We start from the raw sequence: 18,775 nt of genomic DNA, 5'->3' as shown, positions 1-18,775 counted from the left end.
CATTCTGCAAGCGCAAACGCCCCGGCCAAGAGCTGGAAGCGTCCGGGCGCTCGAGTGATCCGAGCCGGCGCGCTGCAAGAAATTCTATTGCGTCACCGAAGTCGAGGTGCCCCAGGTGTCCGACAGCACATAGCCTTGCGGATAGGGATCCGTCGGATCGAGATAGTAATTGTGCTCTCCTGTGATCCAGGCCCTGCCGGTTATCTGCGGCACGATCGCCTTGCGTCCGGCGACTTCGGTGAGTTCGAGGATCTTGCCGGTGAAGCGCGAGCCGATGATCGATTCATGGATCAGCACCTCGCCGGCCTTCATCTGGCCTCGCGCCTGCAGCACGGCCATGCGGGCCGAGGTGCCGGTTCCTGTCGGGCTGCGGTCCGAGCGTCCTGGCGAGACGATGCAGGTGTTGCGCGTGACGTTGCCCGGCCCCTGGAACGGCATGGCGAACTGCACGATCGACACACCGCGCACATTGTCGAACTGCGGATGCACGACATCGAGCTGCTCGCGCGCCGCGCGGCGGACCTTCTCGCCGGCCACGGCCAATTCGCGGGCCTCGTCGGGGGTGACCGAGAAGCCGAGCGCGGGCGCATCGACAATCGCGTAGAACATGCCGCCATAGGCAATATCGACCTTGATCGTGCCGAGCCCTTCCACCTCGATATCGGCATCGAGGCGCTCGGCGAAGGCGGGGGCATTGCGCAGCGTGATCGACAGGCATTTGCCGTCGCTGCATTCGGCGCGCACCTCGATGACGCCGCCGGGCATATCCAGCTTGAAGCGCGTCTCGGGCTCCTGCATCGGCACCATGCCGGTCTCGAGCAACACCGTGGCGACGCAGATCGTGTTGGAGCCGGACATCGGCGGATATTCGGTCGGCTCCATGATGATGGCGCCCGCGGCGCAATCCTCGCGCGTCGAGGGCACCAGGAGATTGACATGCCGGGCAACGCTGCCGCGCGGCTCGCAGATCAGCATGCGCCTGATATGGTCGTGATCGCGTTCCATCGTGATCATCTTTTCCATCATCGTGCGGCCCGCGGGCGGCAACACGCCGCCCACGATGACATCGCCGATCTCGCCCTCGGCGTGGCAGCCGACGACGCGGATGCTGGTTTTGGTGCGCATTGCTGTTCTCTCCCTGTCCGCCGCGACTATCCGCCTGGCAAGTGGTCCTGCTTGGGGACAAACTGATCAATCCGCACGCCAGCCTCAAGGAGATTCCGCGAATGACCGCCAACGTTTTTCCAGCTGCACGCCGAAATCGCGGAAAATTCCTCTGGTGGCTGGCACGCACCCCGCGCTGTGAATGCCAACCCGCCTATGGCGACGGGACGATCTCGGCGCGCAAGGTCGAGGCGCCGCCCGCGATGTCGCGCCTTGATTGCCGGCGCTATCCCTTGAATGCCGGCAGCGTCAGACCCTTGACGCCGACATCGAGCGCAAACAGGCCGCCCGGATGCTTCTGGCCGACGAAGTGGCTGGCAGGACGCTTGAGCACGGCAGAGGTGACATAGAGGATATCGAGGTCCTTGCCGCCGAACTCGCAGCAGGTCGGCAGGTCGGTCGGCAAGAGCACCGTCTGCATCAGTTTGCCGGTCGGATCGTAGCGGCAGACCTTGCTGGTCACCGGGATGGTCACCCAGTAGCAGCCTTCGACATCGACCGTAGCTCCGTCGGCGACGCCGCCGGTGACCGTCATGTCGACGAAGGTACGGCGGTTCTCGATGTCGCCGGTGGCGGGGTCGAAATCATAGGCCCACACCGCGCCGGCATGGCTGTCGGAGAAATATATGGTCTTCGAATCCGGGCTCCAGGCGAGCCCATTGGAGCAGCCGATGCCGTCGATGATCTTGTGCACCGAAAGATCGGGATCGAGCCGGTATAGCGCGCCGATGAATTCGATCGGCTTGCCGGGCACCTCGAACATCGAGCCTGACCAGAACCGCCCCTGCCGGTCCGGCTTGCCATCATTGAAACGGGTCTTCGGCATATGTGCTTCCGGGTCGACGATCGCTTCGAACACACCCGTCGCAGGGTCGAAGAAATGAAAACCGTCGGTCATGGTCAGCACCAGGCCGCCTTTTTCGCGCAGGCCGAGGCAACCGAGATATTCCGGCGTCTCGAACACCTCGTCCTTGCCGGTCGACGGGTCGTAGCGGTGGATCAGCTTCTTCCAGATGTCGATCCACCAGAGCACGCCGGCCTTAGGATCCCAGAGCGTGCCCTCGCCCAGCTCTGCTCCGGCATCGACGACGCAAGTGATTTCGACCATGCTCAAGCCCTTCTGCCGCGAATTCTGCCGCCGAGTCCGGCGAAGGTCTCGCTGCCGATCGACACGGTGATCAGGATCACGGCGCCGTAGACGACCAGCAACGCGCCGCTCGACAGGTTGAGCGCCGGTAGGAGCCCGGTGAGGATGGTCAGCACCATGGCGCCAGCGACGGTGCCGAGATAGTGCCCGCTGCCGCCGAGGATCGAAGCGCCGCCGATGGCGACCGCCGCGATCGAGGTGAACAGATAGGCATCGCCCATGCCGAGATAGGCCTGGCCGGAATAGCCGGTCAAAAGCATGCCGGCGAAAGCGGCGGTGAGGCCGGAGATGACGTAGGTCAAAATGGTGGTGCGCGCGGTCGGCACGCCGGAGAATTCGGCGACGGTCGCGCTGGTTCCCAGCGCATAGAGATGACGTCCGAACGCGGCCTTGGAGAGCAGCAGCGTGGCGACCAGCGTCAGCGCGAGCCAGATCAGCGCTATGACCGGTAAGCCGCCGATGCGCCCGACCGACAGGAACTGGATCAGCGCCGGCGCGGACGGCGTCGGCGAACCGCCGGTCAGCACCAGGATCAGGCCCTGCAGGATGACATTGGTGGCCAAGGTCATGATAATCGGCGGCACTCCGAACTGGGCGACGCCGACGCCGTTGATGAGCCCGATGAAGGCGCCGCCGGCAAGCAGCAGCGGCACGACCCAGATAAGCGGCAGATCCTGCCCGCCGCAGAGCAGCGCCATCACGATCGCCACGGAATTCAGCACCCAGGGCACCGACAGGTCGATGCCGCCGCCGATGATGACGAAGGTCTGGCCGAGCGCGACGATGCCGACGAAGGCCGCCAGCACCACGGTCGAGCGCATGTTGGAGACCGAGAGGAAGCCAGGCGAGAAAATCGCCGTGACCAGGAGCAGCACGACCATGCCGGCATAGGCAAGCACGATGAGGCGGTTGCGGGCGAGGAAAGCGCTCATTGGACGCGGTTCCTCGCGGCCTTTTCGGCGATCGAGCTTGCGAGCACCGAGAGCAGCAGGATGATGCCGGACGCGACCGGTTGCCAATAGCTCGACACGTGCAGGACGAAGACCAGATTGCCGATGAGGGTAAGCACGAAAGCGCCGATCAGCGTGCCGGCGAGATGGCCGCGACCGCCGAACAGGCTGACGCCGCCGATGACCGCGGCCGCCACGGAAGGCAGGATGTAGTCCTTGCCGATGGTCGGCGAACCGGCGCCGGTCTGTGTTATCAGAAACAGCGCCGCGCCCGCGGCGAACAGACCTGACAGGCCGTAGGTGACGATGTTGACGCGCGTGATGGAAACCCCCGACAGAAACGCCGATTTCTCGTTGGAGCCGGAGGCCTGGATGGTGATGCCGACGCGCGTCGCACGGAACCACCACCAGAACACGAGCAGCGCCAGCAACATCCAGACCGGGCTGGTCAGGCCGAGGAGTTGCACCGAGGCAAATCCGACCCACCAACCGGGAACGCTGCCGCCATCGGTCGGCAGGATGATCATGGCGACGCCATTGAGGATCGACCAGGTGGCGAGCGTCACCAGGAAAGGCTGCAGCTTGAGCAGCGAGATCAGCAGGCCGTTGAGCGCGCCGATGAGGAAACCGAGCGCCAGTATGGCCAGCGCCCAGAACGCCGTGGTCGAAGGATCGTCGGTGAAACGCGTCGCCGCGATCACCGTGCCGAGGCTGATCATGCCGCCGATCGACAGATCGATGCCGCCGCGCACCAGAACGATGGTCTGTCCGGTCGCCGCCAGCATCAGCGTCATCGCCGCCGCCGTATCGAGATTGAGCTCGTCCAGGCTGAAGACGCCGGACTGCAGGCTGCCATAGATGGCGACGATCAAGGCCAGCATCAGGCAGGCGACGAGGAATGGCGCGCGGTCGAGCGCGCGGCCGCGCCAATCCATGCCTGGCCTGCTGTCCTTGGTTCGCGCCGGCATTCGCGCCCTTTCCACAGTTTGCTCCGCGGACATCACCATGCCTCAGGCCGCCCTGGTTTCAAGCATGGCGGCGCGCAGGATTTCCTCCTCCGAAATATGCTCGCCCTCCAGCGTCGCGGCGATACGGCCGTTGCGCATGACCAGCACGCGGTCGGCGACATGGACGAGCTCTGGCATGTCGCTCGAATGGAACAGGATCGCGTAGCCCTTGGCGGCGAGATCGCGCATCAGCTGGAAGATCTCGCCCTTGGTGCCGACATCGACGCCGCGTGTAGGATCGTAGAGCAGGAGCACGCGCGCTTGCGTCAGAAGCATCTTGCCGAAGATCACCTTCTGCTGGTTGCCGCCGGACAGCGTTCCGGCAAGCTGCTCCGGCGTGCCCGCCTTGATGCGCAGGAAATCGACCATCTCCTTGACCAGGGCCGCTTCCTTCTGCCGGCTGAGCAGGCCATTTTCGGTGAAGCGCTTGATGACCGACAGCGTCAGGTTCTCGCGTACGCTCTTGGTCAAGAGCAGGCCCTGGCCGCGCCGGTCTTCCGGCACCAGCGCGATGCCATCCTTGCCGGTCAGCGCCTGGCGCGGATTGCCGATCGCCGCGGGCTTGCCCCAGAGCTCGATCGTGCCGCTCGCCTTTGTGGCGCCGAACAGCGCCTGGAACAATTCGCGCTGGCCGTGGCCCTGCAAGCCGCCGACGCCGAGCACCTCGCCCTCGCGAAGCGAAAAGTCGACCCCTGAGAGACGGCTGCCGCTGGCGAGGTTTGCGACCTTGAGCGCGACGCGATCGGTCATCGTCGGCACGCGCTCGGGATAGAGCCGGTCGAGATGGCGGCCGATCATCTGGGTGACGATCTCGTCGTCGGAGACGGCAGCGGCCTCATGCGCGGCGACAGTGCTGCCATTGCGGAAGATCGTCAGCCGGTCGGCGATGGCGCGCACCTCGGCCATGCGATGCGAGATGAAGATGACCAGCCTGCCTTCGGCGGCAAGTTGCCGGGTGAGCTTCAACAGCCATTCAGCCTCCCGCGCCGGCAGCGCCGAAGTCGCCTCGTCGAGGATGAGGATGCGCGGGTTCTTGGCCAGGCCCTTGGCGATCTCGACGATCTGCCGTTCGGCCAGCGTCAGCCGCCGCAATTCCTGTTCGGGACGCGGCGCCGGGAAATCGTATTTCTCCAGGAGCGCCAGCGTCCCGCGGCGCATTTCCGCGCGGTTGACGGTACCAAGCCATGTCCTTGGCTCGTGCCGGAACCAGATGTTTTGCTCGACGCTGAGATCGGGGATGAGCGACAGTTCCTGGAAGACGGCGGCAATGCCGCGCGCCTGCGCGGCATCCGGGTTCGCGGGCCGATAGTCCTGGCCATCGACGAGGATGGAGCCGCCGTCATGCTGCACCGCTCCCGACAGGATCTGGATGAAGGTGCTTTTGCCCGCTCCGTTCTCCCCGAGCAGCGCGTGCACCTCGCCGGCGCGGGCGCTGAATGCAGCTTCGCTCAGCGCAACGATGCCGCCATAGCGTTTTGACAGACCGTTGACGGTGACGAGATCCATGGGCCGCTTTCCAGAGCGTTTCACCGTTTCAAGGAAACGGCGAACCGCTCTATCTCTTTGTTTTTACGCAATTCCGGACGGAAAACCGCTCACACTTTTCTTGGAATTGCTCGAAAAGGTCTCCCGGCATCGCTCGATGCCGGGAGACAGGATCGTGGAACCGGATGTTACTTGCTGCCGGCGGCTTCCGCGGCGGTGATCTCGACCCAATCGGGCGTGATCGGCAGCGTCAGGCCGGGCGCCTGGTCGGGGAAGGCATTTTCGCCGACCGCGATCTTGATCATCTTGGTGCCCGGATAAAGCTTCGACTCGAAAGGATCGGTCGTCACGAAATCACCCTTGACCGACACCGAGCGTTCGGCCGGCTTCTTGCCGGTGTCCAGCATATCGACCGCCAGCTTGATCGCTTCGGAGGAAAGATAGGCCGGATTCGAGCCGAGGATGCATTTGGCGCCTTGCGTCTGCGCGCAGGTGACGGCCGCGACATTGTAGGAGAAGCCGACGACCGGGACGATCGGCCGGCCGGCGTCCTTCAGCGCCTGGATGGCGCCCGAACCGTAGCCTTGCGTCATGATGCCGTCGATCTTCGGATTGGCGGCAAGCAGTGCCGCCACGCCGGACTGTTCCGGACCGAGCGCGTAATTGCCGTTGTAATAGCCGACAACCTTGATGTCGGGATATTTGGCCAGCACCTTTTCGTACCCACCCTGCAATTGCGCCGAGATCGGTGCGCCGGCGAGGCCGCGGTCGAGGATGATGTTGCCCTTGCCGCCAAGCTGGGTGGCCATCCACTCGGCCATGACGGCGGGAATGCGGTCCCAATCGGAAGCGACGGCATAGGCGCAAGGCTCGGTCACCACCTGGTCGAAGCTGATGACGACGATGCCGGCGTCGCAGGCCTTCTTGATGGTGGGGTTGAGCGCCGAATCCGAACCGGCATCGACCAGGATCGCGTCCGGCTTCTGGCGGATGATGTTGTTCAGCGAGTTGATCTGCGCCTGTACAGTGTTCTCGACATTCTCGATCTTGAGGTCGACGCGGCCTTTCAGCGGCCCCTTGTTGACCGACACGGTGGCGACGCGCTCCATCTGCTGGCGCCAGTCATTGCCGACGAAATTGTTGGAGAGATAGATGGTGTAGGGCTTCTTGTCTTCGGCATGGCCGGCCTGCATGCCAACCGCCATCATGGTGGCTGCAAGCGCTGCAAGGCCGGTGTAACGGCTCAATAATTTCATGATTTTCTCCTCCCGTTTTTCGTTTCGAAATCGTGGCGCCGCGATACGGTGCCCCTGCCCTCATCAAATCAGCTTCCCGAGGCCTCCTTGGGCGTGATCTCCACCCAGCTTGGCGATACCGGCAGCGAAAGGCCCGGCGCCAGATCGGGGAACACGGTCTTGCCGAGTTCGATCTTCACGGCCGAGGAATTCGGCGCGTATTTGGCATCGACCATATCCGTGGTCAGGCCGGGCGAATTGAACAGCACGGTCGTGTCGGCCGGCTTCTTGCCGGTATCGAGAATGTCGACGGCGAGCTTGATCGCTTCGGCGGACAGGGACGGCGGATTGGCGCCGAGCCAGCATTTCGCTCCCTTGGTCTCGGCGCAGCTGACGCCGGTGCCGTTGAAGGCGGCGGCGACGACCGGCACCATCGGCCGGTCGGCATTCTGCAGCGCCTTGATGGCGCCGGTGCCGTAGCCTTGCGAGAAGATGCCGTCGACCTCCGGGTGCGCGGCGAGCAGGCTCGCCACGCCCTCCTGTTCGGGCCCTGCGGCGTAGTTGCCGTTGAAATAGCCAACGATCTCGATGCCGGGATATTTCTTGAGCACGGCGCCGAAATTCTTTTCGAACTGCTCGGATATCGGCGCGCCTGCGAGGCCCCGGTCCATGAAGACCTTGCCCTTGCCGCCGAGCATGGAGGCCATCCATTCGGCCTGGTTGTTGGCCATGATGTTGAAGTCGGAATGCAGCTTGTAGGCGCATTCGGCCGACACGGTCTGGTCGAAGCTGACGACGATTATGCCGGCGTCGCAGGCTTTCTTGATCGTTGGATTGAGAGCCTCGGCCGACGACGCGTCGATCAGGATCGCGTCGGGCTTCTGGCGGATGATGTTGTTCAGGGAATTGATCTGCGCCTGGACCGTGTTTTCGGCATTTTCGATCTTGAGGTCGACGCGGCCTTTCAGCGGCCCCTTGTTGACCGCGACATTGGCGACGCGCTCCATTTGCTGGCGCCAGTCATTGCCGACAAAATTGTTGGAAAGGTAGATGGCGTAGGTCTTCTTGGCTTCGGCATGGCCGGATGTCGCTCCAGCGCAGGCTGCGAATCCGGCAAGTGCGACCAAGCCGGCGCACAGGCTCCTCGACTGCATTGTCTCCTCCCTATGTTCCTCCCGGCTGGCGATGGACTGCGCCATCTTGATCAGACACCGGGCCTCTCGACAGCTACGGCCGCGGGCGGAATTCGCGCGCTATCTCGCCTACCGCCGGCACCTCAGCCTAGCTATCATGCTATTATAATTTTATAGGCCTGTCCATGCACCCGACGGCAGAAATCGCACTTTCGAGCGGTCTCAGGAGAGGTCGTTCGGCGCGTCGTAGGTGATGCTGAAAATATCGGCGGGATGGCGGGCGACGGAGAACTCGATGCTGCGCTGGTCGGCCGACTGATAGAGCATCTCCACCGTCAGCACCGCGCTGCCCAGTGCGATGCCGAGATCGGCGGCAACCGCCTCGTCGGCGATTTCGGCGCGCACGGTGACATGCGCCACGTCGAGGCGCAGCCCGAGATGCTTTTGCACCGAGCGGAAGATCAGCACATCGGAGAAGTCTTCGCGCTTCAGCCTGGCGCCGATGTCGGGAGGGAAATAGGTGGTGATCTGCGCCTTCCTCTGTTCGCCGATCGACAGCACGCTGCGCAGGCAATAGCCCGCCTCCTCCTTGCCCATGCCGAAATGGCGCTGGAGCACAGGTGAGACCTCCTTGCGATAGGATTTCACCGTAAGCTGCGCGTCCTTGGTGAAGGCCGCCATGTCGGCGAAGTTCTTGAACTTCCAGCTCAGATTGACCGACGGGCTGCGCGCCGCGACCACCGCCGGTTTCGCCGAGCGCTTCTTGATCAGTCCGTCGGCTTCGAGATCGCGCAGCGCCTGGCGCACGGTGATCAGGCTGACCCCGAAGTGCTCGGCGATCGCTGCTTCCTTCGGCAATTCCCCGCCGACGGGAAAGGTGCCGTCACCGATCGGCACGCGCAAGATGTCGGCGAGCTGGCGATAGAGCGGCCCGTTGGAACGTCCAAGCGAGCGCCTGGGAAGACTGTCGATGGTGGGAACGGTGTTGTCCATGAGCCTCGTCGCGTCTGTGTCGAAGCTTTTATAATAGCTTCCGCCGCCCGAGGCTATCGCATGACGCGCAAAACTGCGGTTTTGCGGCAATGCTTAGACAAAGAGCCGAAGCGGATGTTCGACCGCCGATTTCAACGCGGCGAGCCAGACCGTCGAGGTTGCCTCGTCGACACGCGCGGCGTCCACCGTCAGCAGGCATTCGGCGTTGTCACCGGCGGAGCCGACCGAGACTGTCAGGCGCATGGCCCGGCCCGGCAACAGCGGCATCGTCACCGGCCGGATATCGCTCGGCGGCAGTAGCCGCACCGACAGGACGGCCGGTTTTTCCGCGTCGTCGCGTTTGCCCGCTTGCGCCGCAAGCCGCGCCGCGCGCAGCGCCGTCAGCGGCATTCCCGATGTGGTCGCGAACATGACTTGCCTGTTGCCGAGCTCGAGCGCCACGGGCGCTTCCCTGACCTTGGCCACTTCTGAAATCTCGCCGAACGCGCAACCAGTGGCACGCAACACGATGTCGTCGATGTCGAACACCTTCCCCGAGCTCTCCAGCGCGCTCAGCAACTCGTGCAACGCGTCCAGCGCGATCGATGTCGCGAAGGCGGCGATGCGGGCTGCGACAGGCGAAGACGCCGGGGCCGCGGCCAGAAGCTCCGCCGGCGCATCGACCGGGGTAAAGTCAAGCACGTCGGCGGCCAGGATGCGGCCGCCCGGACCACTGCCGTGGAGCGCTTCGAGCGGGAAGCCACGCTCGCGGGCAAGCCGGCGCGCATAGGGCGAAACAGCCAGCCGCGATGCCACCGCCATGTTCATTTCAGATACTCGGCGTTGACGCAGTTGGTCAGCCGGCCCTCGGCGAGATAGGCATGCACGACTTCGATCGATTTCAGCCTGAGGTCGCGCATCGCCGCCGGGCTGTAGAAAGCCGCGTGCGGCGTCACGATCAGCCGGTTGGCGATCCACGGCTCGCGGCGCCGCCACGCCGCCAGAAGCGAATGCTCGAGATCGCCGGGCTCGTTCGGCAGGACGTCCAGCCCAGCGCCGGCGACGACGCCATTGCGCAGCGCTGCTTCCAGCGCGTCGAGATCGACGATCGGACCCCGAGCCGTGTTGACAAGGACAAGGCCAGGCTTGGCGGCCGCGAAGGCATCCGCGCCGATGAGCTTGCGCGTTTCCTCGCTCAACGGCGTATGCACGCTCACCACATCGGCCTGCCTCATAAGCTCGGCCAGCGAATGCACCCTGTCATAGCCGGTCGACAGGTCGACACCGGACAGAAGATGCGGATCATAAAACACCACCTTCATGTCGAAGGCGGCGGCGCGGCGGGCCGCCGCAAGTCCGATGCGGCCCAGCCCGACGACGCCGAAGGTCGCCCCCTTATGACGGCGCACCAGCGGTGCTTTTGAGAAATGCCAGCCCTCGGCTCCATTGGCCGAAAGCTCGGCGCCATAGGCCGACGTGCCGCGCGTCAGCGCCAGCATCAGGCCGATGGCGTGATCGGCGACTTCGGTGGTGCCATAGTCGGGCACGTTGCAGGCGGGAATCTTGCGCGCGCCCCAGCCGGACGTATCGATGTTGTCGAAGCCGACGCCGGAGCGCACCGCGATCCTGGCCTTGGGAAAGGCGGCTGGCGCGGCGGCGACATTATGGGTCGGCGAATAGTTGATGACCGCGTCGACCGCCTGGCAAACCGCCGGATCGAGCGCGGCGGCTTTGTCATTTGTCGAGCGGGCCAGGATGAACTCGATGTCGGGATAGTGCTCGCGTTCGAGCTCGGCCTCGTCGGCGGCTTGCCAATTGGCGCACAGGATCTTCATGCTTGCCCTTCGGATATGGATGATTATCTCTTGATGCCGCCGATGCGCCCGCCCATCGGCACCACGGCGCCGACCGGCTGATCGATGGCGTTGAGCGTTCCGCTGACCGGCGCCTCGATCTCGACCACGGCCTTGTCGGTCTCGATCTCGGCGATCAGCTCGCCTTCTTTCACCGCGTCGCCCACCGCCCTCAGCCATTTGACGACCGTGCCTTCGCTGACGGTGAGATCGCCGAACGGCATCGTGATCGGCTCGTCGTCGCCGGCGGTGGCGATGGAAGCGGCTGGTGCCGTAGGCTGCGGCTTGGCTGAAACAGGTGCTGGCTTTGCCGGCGCGGCGCTTTTCAGGCCGACGGTGTACCAGTGATCCGGCACCGGCGGCTTGCCGGCGACGACGTCGCGAATGCCTTGGGCAATGCGTGCCGTGTCGACCAGCATGGCTCGCTCCAGCACCGGCGCGAAGGGATGCGAGGTCGGCGCTGTATGCAGCCTTCCGGGCGGGGCATCGAGCTCGTCGAAGGCGAGCTCGTTGATCGCCTGGGCGATCTCGCCGCCAAGGCCGCACATTGCCCACGCCTCGTCGACGACGAGCAGGCGATGCGTCTTCCTGACGCTGGCCACGATCGTGTCGATGTCGAGCGGCATGATGGTGCGCGGGTCGATCACCTCGGCCTCGATGCCATCGGCGGCCAATGCCTCCGCGGCTTCCAACGTGCGCTGCACCATCTGCCCGGCCGCGACGATGGTGATGTCGCGGCCCACCCTCGCGATCCGCGCGACGCCGAACGGCACATAATGCTCGCCGACCGGCACCTCGCCCTTGGAGGCGAACAGCGCCTTGGGTTCGAGCATGATGACCGGATCGCCGGCCCGGAGCGCAGTCTTTATCAGGCCCTTGGCGTCCGCCGGGTTCGACGGCACGCAGACGATCAAGCCCGGCATATGGGCGAAGACCGGGTGGTAGATGCCGCTGTGATGCGGGCCGGAACTGCGCAGCGCGCCGGCGCCGACGCGCACCACCATCGGCGCGCTCATGACGCCGCTGGTCATGTAACGCAGCTTCGCCGCCTGCAGAAAAATCTGCCCTGCGGTTTCAAAGGCGAAGTCGGCGAACATCAGGTCGGAAACGGTGCGCGCGCCGGTAGCCGAAGCACCGACGGCGGCTGCGGTAAAACCCTGCTCCGAAATCGGCGTGTCGACCATCCGCTCGGCACCGAACTCCTGCCACAGGTTCCTCGTGTGGGCAAAGCTGCCGCCGCGCTCGCCGGTGCCCTCGCCGAAGTAAAGGATCGCTGGATTGGCGCGCATCTCTTCGGCAATGCCGTCGCGCACCGCCTCGAGCCAGCCTTGCGTTCGCGTCTCGCCGACGGCGCGCGGCTGCAGGGCAGCCGGCGGATTGATCGGATCGGCAAAGACGTGCAGGCGCACCGTTGCTGGATCTGGCTCGGGCGAATTGCGGGCGAAGGCGAGCGCCTCCTCGACCACCTTCTCGATCCGCGCCTCTATTGCCGCGAGCGCCTCGGCATCGGCGACGCCGTACTCTTCGATCAGCCGCTTGCGGAACATGTCGATCGGATCGCGCTTGATCCAGGCGTCGAGCTCTTCCTGCGTCCTATAGGTGCCGATGACCGGGTCGCCCTCGTGGTGGCCGACGGTGCGATAGGTCTTGGCTTCGATCAGCGTCGGGCCCTTGCCGGCGCGGGCACGTTCGGTCGCTTCCTTCATGGCCAACCAGACGGCGAAGACGTCGTTGCCGTCGACGGCTACGCCGGGCATGCCGTAGGACGCAGCTTTGGTGGCGATCTCGGGATTGAGCGTGATCGATTTGAGCGGCGTGGCGGTGGCGTAGAGATTGTTCTCGCAGATGAAGACCGCAGGCGCCCGCTGCACCGCCGCGAAATTGAGCGCCTCGTGGAAGCCGCCATGGTTGGCGGCGCCGTCGCCGAAGAAAGCAACACCGATGTCGTCGCGGCCCTGCTGGCGGGCGCTCATGCCGATGCCGACGGCATGGCCGATTCCGGCGGCGACGATACCGTTGGTGCCGAACAAGCCGACCGAGCGGTCGTAGAGATGCATGGTGCCGCCGCGGCCGCCGCAAATGCCGTCGGCCTTGCCGAACAGCTCGGCCATCACGCGCCCAGGGTTCGCGCCCTTGGCCAGGGCATGGCCGTGGCCGCGATGGGTCGACGTGACCCAGTCGGTCGGCCGCAAATGCGCACAGACCCCGACGCCGGTCGCTTCCTCGCCGATATAGAGATGCAGGAAGCCGGGCGTCTCACCCTTGCGGCAAGCGATCTGGGCAATGCTTTCGAAGCGGCGCAGCAACACCATGCGCTCGAACAGGTCGAGCAAGATTTTTCGGTCGGGCAGATTTGGCGCACCGTTGAAATCCTCGCGTGCGCGCGCCGCAGAAATTGCCACCAAAACCTCCCGTGAATCCGTCTGGCGCCGGACAGAAACGCGCCGGCGGCGAGCTTGTGGCTGCTCGCTTCGGGCTCATCATAGATTATAATAGCATAATGTCTACAGGCTCTGAGCAGAGCCTGCGAGGCGCAAGCGCGTTCACCGTTTCACCGAGCCGGCGAAACGCTCCATCACTTTGTTTTGACAAAGGTCCTGGCGAAAAAACCGTGCGCTAGATCCTGGTCATGCGCACCGTGGCATCCGGCCGCTGGAACAGTTCCGGCCGAAGGCTGAGACCGAGCCCCGGCCCCTCGAGCGGCGCGACACGGCCGTCACTCACCGGCGGAATGTCGGCGACGATCTCGGTGTACCATCCAGTGAAATAGGCGCGCACGGCTTCCTGGTAATTGACATTCGGCAAGGTGGCCGACAGCGCGCAACTGGCGGCATAGACGATCGGTCCCGTGCAGTCGTGCAGCGTCACCGGCAATTCGCTGGCCTCGGCCATGTTGGCGATCTTGCGCGCTTCGGAAAGGCCGCCACACCAGGCGAGGTCGATCATGATCACGCTAGCGGCGCGCTTGTCGATAAGCTGCTTGAACATCTGCCGCGTGGCCAGCCGCTCGCTGGCGGCGATCGGGATCGATGTGTGGCGCGCCAACTCAGCCATGGCGTCGAGTTCGTTGTAGCGGATTGGCTCCTCCAGCCAGGCGACGTCATAGGCTTTCAGCGCTTCGGCGATGCGCAGCGCCGGCGGCAGGCTCCAGAGGCCATGCAATTCGACCATGATCTCCATGTCGCGGCCGACGGCGTCGCGGATCTTCTGGAACGGCTCCAGCGCCTTGTCGAGGTCGGCAAGCGAAATTCGGGCGCCGTTCGATGCCTCGGCCGCGATATCGAACGGCCATATCTTCATGGCGCCGATGCCTTCGGATTTCAGGCTTCTGGCGAGGTCGCCGGCATTGTAGCGCCACGCGAGCAGATCCTCATACGGGCCTTCGTTGGAACCGCCCGATTTGAGCGACCAGTCCTCGCCGCGCTCGAACAGCGCGTTCTTCTTGCTGGCGCGCACATGCTTGTAGCCGGCGCAGGTGTTGTAGATCGGCACGTTTCTGTGCGTGCGGCCGCCCAGCAGCCGCCAGACCGGCTCGCCAAGCGCCTGGCCGTAAATATCCCACAACGCGATGTTGACCGCGGAATTGCCGCGCACCTCGGCGCCGGAATCGCGCGCGCCGACATAGACGCTGCCCAGCGTGCGGTCGTGCAGCTCGATATCGCGGGGATCCTTGCCGATGAGGTAGGGCGCGACATTGTCGTGGATGTAGGAGGCGACAGGCCCCGGCGCCCAGAAGGTTTCGCCGGTGCCGATGAGGCCGGCATCGGTGTGGACGCGAAGCCAGAACAGGAATGGGAACTCCGCCAGCTGCAGCGTTTCAAGCGCGACGATCTTCAATTTTTCCTCCCGGCTCCAACGGCCCGCGAACAGTAGCACAAGCCCGTTGACAGCCATCTATGGATACCGGTATCCATCGCGTCAAGATGACCTTGAGAGGAGGTTTGGCTTGCCTGCTGAAATTCCAGACACGATGACGCGACGGGCGCTTGTCACCGGCGCCGCCGGGGGGCTTGGCCGCGAGGTGGCGCTGCAATTGGCCAGGCGCGGCTGTGCCGTCGCCATTACCGACATCAATGGCGAAGGCCTGACAGAGACGGCCCGGCAGATCGGCCAGACCGGGGCGGAAGCCGAGATCATCATCGGCGACTTCACGCTCGAAGGCGCTCCGGAAACGGCGGTCGAAAAAGTGGTCGCGCGCTGGCGCGGCATCGACATCCTCGTCAACAATGCCGGCTATGGCGTGATCGAGCCCTTCCTCGACGCCACCTTCAAAGCCTGGACGCGCACGCTGGCGCTCAACGTCACGGCGCTTGCCATGGCCTGCAAGGCGGCCGGCCGGGTGATGCGCGAGCAGCGCTCGGGGCGCATCGTCAACATCACCTCGCCCGGCTCGCGCATGGCGCTGCCCGACTACACCGCCTATACGGCGAGCAAGGCCGGTGTCGATTCCATCACCCGCGCCGCGGCGGTCGCGCTTGCGCCCTATGGCGTGCTGGTCAACAGCCTGGCGCCGGGCATGATGGACACCGAGATGCAGCGCTCGACCGAGCTCGATCTTGCCCGCGCCAATGGCCGCAACGATCTGCAGGCCTTCCTCGACGAGCGGACGCGCCGCATCCCGCTCGGCCGCCGCGCCGAGATTTCCGAGGTGGCCGAGGCCGTCGTCTGGCTCTGCCTCGATGCGCCCAAATACATGACCGCCGAGCGGCTCAACATGTCGGGCGGGCTGGACAAGGACTAGGCATCCAATGCTGCGAAACTCTCCTCCCGGCAGCGCCGATGTCGCGGCGCTTCAACGCAAGGCGACGCTGCTGCGTCGCCACATGCTGACCATGGCGCGCGGCCAGGGCCAGGGCTATATCGGCCAGGGCCTCGGCATCGCCGACGTTCTGGCGGCGCTGTATTTCCACGAACTGCGCTACGACCCGCACAATCTGGCATGGCCGGATCGCGACCGTTTCCTGCTGTCGACCGGGCATTACTCGATCGCGCTTTGGGCGGCCCTGGCCGAGGCCGGCATCATCCCTGTCGAGGAACTTGTCACCTATGGCGCCGACGGCAGCCGGCTCGAGATGTCGACGCTCGACACCACGCCCGGCGTCGACGTTATCGGCGGCTCGCTCGGCCACGGCCTCGGCCAAGGTGTCGGCCAGGCGCTCGGACTGCGCCTCGATCGCTCGGACGCGCGTGTCTTCGTCGAGCTCTCCGACGGCGAGATGCAGGAAGGCTCGACCTGGGAAGCGGCGATGTCGGCCAGCCATTTCGAGCTGGACGGGCTGGTGGCGCTGATCGACTGCAACGGCATCCAGGCCGATGGGCCCGTGGTGCTGGACATGGAGCCGGTGGCCGACAAATGGCGCGCCTTCGGCTGGGAGACGGCGGAGATCGACGGCAACGACATGGAGGCCCTCGTCGACGCGCTGGCCGGCGCGCGCCAGCGCAACCGCAGGCCGAAGGCGATCGTGCTGCGCACCCTGCCCGGCAAGGGCGTGCCGCGCATCGAGACCAGCGAGAAATCGCACTTCTTCCGCATCGACGTGGCGCAATGGGACGGCATCATCGCCGAGTTCGACAAAAGCGTGGGGATGGAGCAATGAGCGGCGGCGGCACGAAAGCCGGACGGACGCTGGCCATGGGCCAGGACGAGGCTGTCGGCGGCGGCCGGCAAAGTGTCGAAGCGCCGTTCGGCCGGGCCCTGGCCAGGCTTGGGCAGACCCGTAACGACATCGTCGGGCTGACCGCCGACCTTGGCAAATACACCGACATCCTGCCTTTCCGGGATGCTTTTCCCGAGCGCTTCTTCAATGTCGGCATGGCCGAGCAGAATCTGGTTGCCGTCGCCGCCGGGCTGGCCCGCACCGGCAAGGTGCCGTTTGCCACCACCTATGGGGTGTTCGCGACACGACGCGCCTATGATTTCGTCGCCATCGCGCTTGCCCACTCGAACCTCAATGTGAAGATCATCGCCGGCCTGCCGGGATTGACGACCGGTTATGGCGGCACGCATCAGGCGATCGAGGATCTGGCGCTGATGCGCATGATCCCCGGCCTGACCGTCATCGACCCCTGCGATGCGACCGAGATCGAAGCGGCGACGGTCACGATCGCCGAGCATCAAGGTCCTGTCTACATGCGCCTGCTGCGCGGCAGCGTTCCCGTCGTGTTCGAGCCTGGCTACAAATTCGAGATCGGCAAGGCGCGGCGGCTTCGCGAAGGCTCCGATGTCGGCATCATCTCGACCGGCTTCATGACCGAGCGGGCGCTGGATGCGGCGGAGGCCCTGCAGAAACAGGGCATTTCGACTGGCGTCCTGCACGTGCCGACGATCAAGCCGTTCGACGCCGGCGCGGTGGCTGAGTTCGCGTCGGGCGTCGAGCGGATCGTCACGGCGGAAAACCATGTCGCCACCGGCGGCCTTGCGAGCCTTGTCGTCGAGAGCCTGTTCGAGGCCGGCATCGCGAAGAAAGTGACGCGCATCGGCCTGCCCGACCGCTATATCGAATGCGGCGCGGTGCCGACCTTGCAGGCGAAATACGGCCTCACCACCGAAGCCGTTGTCGCAACGATCACTGGTTTGGGTTAGATTCCGCATGAAGATCACCGACATCGAGACCTTTGCCGTCGGCGCCGGCTGGAAGAACTGGCTGTTCGTCAAGGTCCATACCGACAAGGGCATTCACGGCGTCGGCGAAGGCACGCTGAACGGCTTCATCAAGACCACCGAAGCCGGCGTGCATGAGCTCAAGCATCTCGCCATCGGCCAGGATCCGCGCCGCATCAACGCTTTGGCCAAGCGCATGCTGGACAGTGTTTCGCTCGACGGCGGCCACATCCACCGCACGGTGATCGCGGCGATCGAGGTCGCCTGCTGGGACATTCTGGGCAAGGGCCTGGGCGTGCCGATCCACCAGCTTCTCGGCGGGCAGGTGCGCGACAGCGTGCTTGGCTATGCCAATGGCTGGTATCGCACCGAGCGCACGCCGGAGGCTTTTCTCGAAGCCGCGAGGGCCGTTCTGGCGAAAGGCTTCAAGGCGTTCAAGCTCGACCCGTTCGGCACGGCGCAAGGTTTCATTTCACGCGAGGAGCTTGATCTTTCCTACGCGATCTGCCGCAAACTGCGCGACGAGCTGCCGCGCGATACGCTGATCCTGATCGACGTACACGCGCGCTTCACCGAGATCGCAGCACTTCAGGCGGCACAGAAATTCGCCGACCTCGACATCTACTGGTGGGAGGAGCCGACCTCGCGCGACCGTCAGGAGGCTGTGCATGAGGTGGCGCACCGCTCGCCCATTCCCGTGGCGACCGGCGAGATGTACGACACGGTCGGCCAGTTCTACACGCTGGCGGCCGGCGGCGGCGTCAACATCTTCCAGCCCGAGCCGATGTCCCTTGGCGGCATCGCGCCATCGATGCAGGTCGCCAATCTGGCTTTAGCCCATGGCAGCCATATCGCGCCACATCAGAGCGGCGGACCGGTGGCGACGGCGGTATGCCTGCAGTTGGCGGCGGCGGTGCCGAATTTCCTGATCCAGGAGCATTTCGACGCCTTCAACGATCCGTGGACCCGCGAGCTGGTGACCTGGCATCCGACCGTCAACCCGGACAATGGTCACCTGTCGCTGCCGCAAGCGCCGGGGCTCGGCATCGATCTCAACCTCGATGCGATCAAGGACCACCCTTACGACCCCAACGCCTATCTCAACGTCCATGCCGAAGGCTGGGAGAAGCGCCTGGGGCGACGGGAAGAAGCGGGGAAACCTGGCCTCTAAACTGGCAAGGCCTCCGTGAGCGACGCCGCTTCGCGGCTGCTCCGCCGGTGGATGACG

General features: G+C 64.9%; 16 protein-coding genes. 4 read left to right on the top strand and 12 right to left on the bottom strand.

All coding sequences use genetic code 11. The features are described from left to right. Window positions 1-84 precede the first annotated feature (84 nt). From FJ417_RS12155 to FJ417_RS12100, 12 genes are all read right to left on the bottom strand, one after another. Window positions 85-1,125, bottom strand: coding sequence for a proline racemase family protein (locus FJ417_RS12155; RefSeq protein ID WP_140783592.1), 1,041 nt, complete (start codon window positions 1,123-1,125; stop codon window positions 85-87). A 265-nt stretch (window positions 1,126-1,390) separates the two neighbouring features. After that, window positions 1,391-2,272 (bottom strand): SMP-30/gluconolactonase/LRE family protein, encoded by an 882-nt coding sequence (locus FJ417_RS12150; RefSeq protein WP_140783591.1) that lies wholly within the window; start codon window positions 2,270-2,272, stop codon window positions 1,391-1,393. Window positions 2,273-2,274: 2 nt separating this feature from the next. Then, window positions 2,275-3,243, bottom strand: coding sequence for an ABC transporter permease (locus FJ417_RS12145; RefSeq protein WP_140783590.1), 969 nt, complete (start codon window positions 3,241-3,243; stop codon window positions 2,275-2,277). Next, window positions 3,240-4,229 (bottom strand): ABC transporter permease, encoded by a 990-nt coding sequence (locus FJ417_RS12140; RefSeq protein WP_246672256.1) that lies wholly within the window; start codon window positions 4,227-4,229, stop codon window positions 3,240-3,242. The genes FJ417_RS12145 and FJ417_RS12140 overlap by 4 nt, the downstream gene beginning before the upstream one ends. A gap of 42 nt (window positions 4,230-4,271) precedes the next feature. Then, on the bottom strand, window positions 4,272-5,774 hold the full coding sequence (locus tag FJ417_RS12135; protein ID WP_140783589.1) for a sugar ABC transporter ATP-binding protein: 1,503 nt from the start codon (window positions 5,772-5,774) through the stop codon (window positions 4,272-4,274). A 167-nt stretch (window positions 5,775-5,941) separates the two neighbouring features. After that, on the bottom strand, window positions 5,942-7,009 hold the full coding sequence (locus FJ417_RS12130; RefSeq protein WP_140783588.1) for a substrate-binding domain-containing protein: 1,068 nt from the start codon (window positions 7,007-7,009) through the stop codon (window positions 5,942-5,944). 68 nt (window positions 7,010-7,077) lie between these two features. After that, window positions 7,078-8,142 (bottom strand): substrate-binding domain-containing protein, encoded by a 1,065-nt coding sequence (locus FJ417_RS12125; RefSeq protein ID WP_246687442.1) that lies wholly within the window; start codon window positions 8,140-8,142, stop codon window positions 7,078-7,080. 201 nt (window positions 8,143-8,343) lie between these two features. Then, window positions 8,344-9,114 carry a GntR family transcriptional regulator gene (locus tag FJ417_RS12120; protein WP_140640235.1) on the bottom strand — a complete coding sequence of 257 codons (771 nt, stop codon included), beginning with the start codon at window positions 9,112-9,114 and terminating at the stop codon, window positions 8,344-8,346. A gap of 93 nt (window positions 9,115-9,207) precedes the next feature. Further along, window positions 9,208-9,921, bottom strand: coding sequence for an E3 binding domain-containing protein (locus tag FJ417_RS12115; RefSeq protein WP_140783587.1), 714 nt, complete (start codon window positions 9,919-9,921; stop codon window positions 9,208-9,210). After that, window positions 9,918-10,928, bottom strand: a complete 1,011-nt coding sequence (locus FJ417_RS12110; RefSeq protein WP_140783586.1) for an NAD(P)-dependent oxidoreductase — start codon at window positions 10,926-10,928, stop codon at window positions 9,918-9,920. Before FJ417_RS12110 ends, FJ417_RS12115 begins: the two co-directional genes overlap by 4 nt. 23 nt (window positions 10,929-10,951) lie before the next feature. Beyond that, window positions 10,952-13,348, bottom strand: coding sequence for a thiamine pyrophosphate-dependent enzyme (locus FJ417_RS12105; protein WP_140783585.1), 2,397 nt, complete (start codon window positions 13,346-13,348; stop codon window positions 10,952-10,954). 214 nt (window positions 13,349-13,562) lie between these two features. After that, a complete protein-coding gene (locus tag FJ417_RS12100; protein ID WP_140783584.1) occupies window positions 13,563-14,783 on the bottom strand; it encodes a mandelate racemase/muconate lactonizing enzyme family protein in 1,221 nt (406 codons plus the stop codon). A gap of 109 nt (window positions 14,784-14,892) precedes the next feature. Here FJ417_RS12100 and FJ417_RS12095 point away from each other — a divergent pair, with 109 nt between their 5' ends. The 4 genes from FJ417_RS12095 to FJ417_RS12080 are packed head-to-tail and all read left to right on the top strand — an operon-like array spanning window position 14,893 to window position 18,718. Next, window positions 14,893-15,687: an SDR family oxidoreductase gene (locus FJ417_RS12095; protein ID WP_246687441.1), complete on the top strand. Its 795-nt coding sequence runs from the start codon at window positions 14,893-14,895 to the stop codon at window positions 15,685-15,687. Between the two features lie 7 nt (window positions 15,688-15,694). Then, entirely contained in the window at window positions 15,695-16,543 is an 849-nt protein-coding gene (locus FJ417_RS12090; RefSeq protein WP_140783583.1) for a transketolase, read from the top strand. Beyond that, window positions 16,540-17,529 (top strand): transketolase C-terminal domain-containing protein, encoded by a 990-nt coding sequence (locus tag FJ417_RS12085; RefSeq protein ID WP_140783582.1) that lies wholly within the window; start codon window positions 16,540-16,542, stop codon window positions 17,527-17,529. The genes FJ417_RS12090 and FJ417_RS12085 overlap by 4 nt, the downstream gene beginning before the upstream one ends. 7 nt (window positions 17,530-17,536) lie before the next feature. Beyond that, window positions 17,537-18,718, top strand: coding sequence for a mandelate racemase/muconate lactonizing enzyme family protein (locus FJ417_RS12080; protein WP_140783581.1), 1,182 nt, complete (start codon window positions 17,537-17,539; stop codon window positions 18,716-18,718). Window positions 18,719-18,775: the final 57 nt, after the last annotated feature.

It is taken from the genome of Mesorhizobium sp. B3-1-7 (assembly GCF_006439385.1).
Taxonomy (GTDB): domain Bacteria; phylum Pseudomonadota; class Alphaproteobacteria; order Rhizobiales; family Rhizobiaceae; genus Mesorhizobium.
Note: the sequence above shows the minus strand (reverse complement) of the source record. Positions and strands in the feature narration are given on the sequence as shown.

Excerpts from the sequence above, each read along its gene's own strand:
- FJ417_RS12155 (WP_140783592.1), bottom strand. The coding sequence starts at position 1,125 with ATGCGCACCAAAACCAGCATCCGCGTCGTCGGCTGCCACGCCGAGGGC.
- FJ417_RS12150 (WP_140783591.1), bottom strand. The coding sequence starts at position 2,272 with ATGGTCGAAATCACTTGCGTCGTCGATGCCGGAGCAGAGCTGGGCGAG.
- FJ417_RS12145 (WP_140783590.1), bottom strand. The coding sequence starts at position 3,243 with ATGAGCGCTTTCCTCGCCCGCAACCGCCTCATCGTGCTTGCCTATGCC.
- FJ417_RS12140 (WP_246672256.1), bottom strand. The coding sequence starts at position 4,229 with ATGCCGGCGCGAACCAAGGACAGCAGGCCAGGCATGGATTGGCGCGGC.
- FJ417_RS12135 (WP_140783589.1), bottom strand. The coding sequence starts at position 5,774 with ATGGATCTCGTCACCGTCAACGGTCTGTCAAAACGCTATGGCGGCATC.
- FJ417_RS12130 (WP_140783588.1), bottom strand. The coding sequence starts at position 7,009 with ATGAAATTATTGAGCCGTTACACCGGCCTTGCAGCGCTTGCAGCCACC.
- FJ417_RS12125 (WP_246687442.1), bottom strand. The coding sequence starts at position 8,142 with ATGCAGTCGAGGAGCCTGTGCGCCGGCTTGGTCGCACTTGCCGGATTC.
- FJ417_RS12120 (WP_140640235.1), bottom strand. The coding sequence starts at position 9,114 with ATGGACAACACCGTTCCCACCATCGACAGTCTTCCCAGGCGCTCGCTT.
- FJ417_RS12115 (WP_140783587.1), bottom strand. The coding sequence starts at position 9,921 with ATGAACATGGCGGTGGCATCGCGGCTGGCTGTTTCGCCCTATGCGCGC.
- FJ417_RS12110 (WP_140783586.1), bottom strand. The coding sequence starts at position 10,928 with ATGAAGATCCTGTGCGCCAATTGGCAAGCCGCCGACGAGGCCGAGCTC.
- FJ417_RS12090 (WP_140783583.1), top strand. The coding sequence starts at position 15,695 with ATGCTGCGAAACTCTCCTCCCGGCAGCGCCGATGTCGCGGCGCTTCAA.
- FJ417_RS12085 (WP_140783582.1), top strand. The coding sequence starts at position 16,540 with ATGAGCGGCGGCGGCACGAAAGCCGGACGGACGCTGGCCATGGGCCAG.
- FJ417_RS12080 (WP_140783581.1), top strand. The coding sequence starts at position 17,537 with ATGAAGATCACCGACATCGAGACCTTTGCCGTCGGCGCCGGCTGGAAG.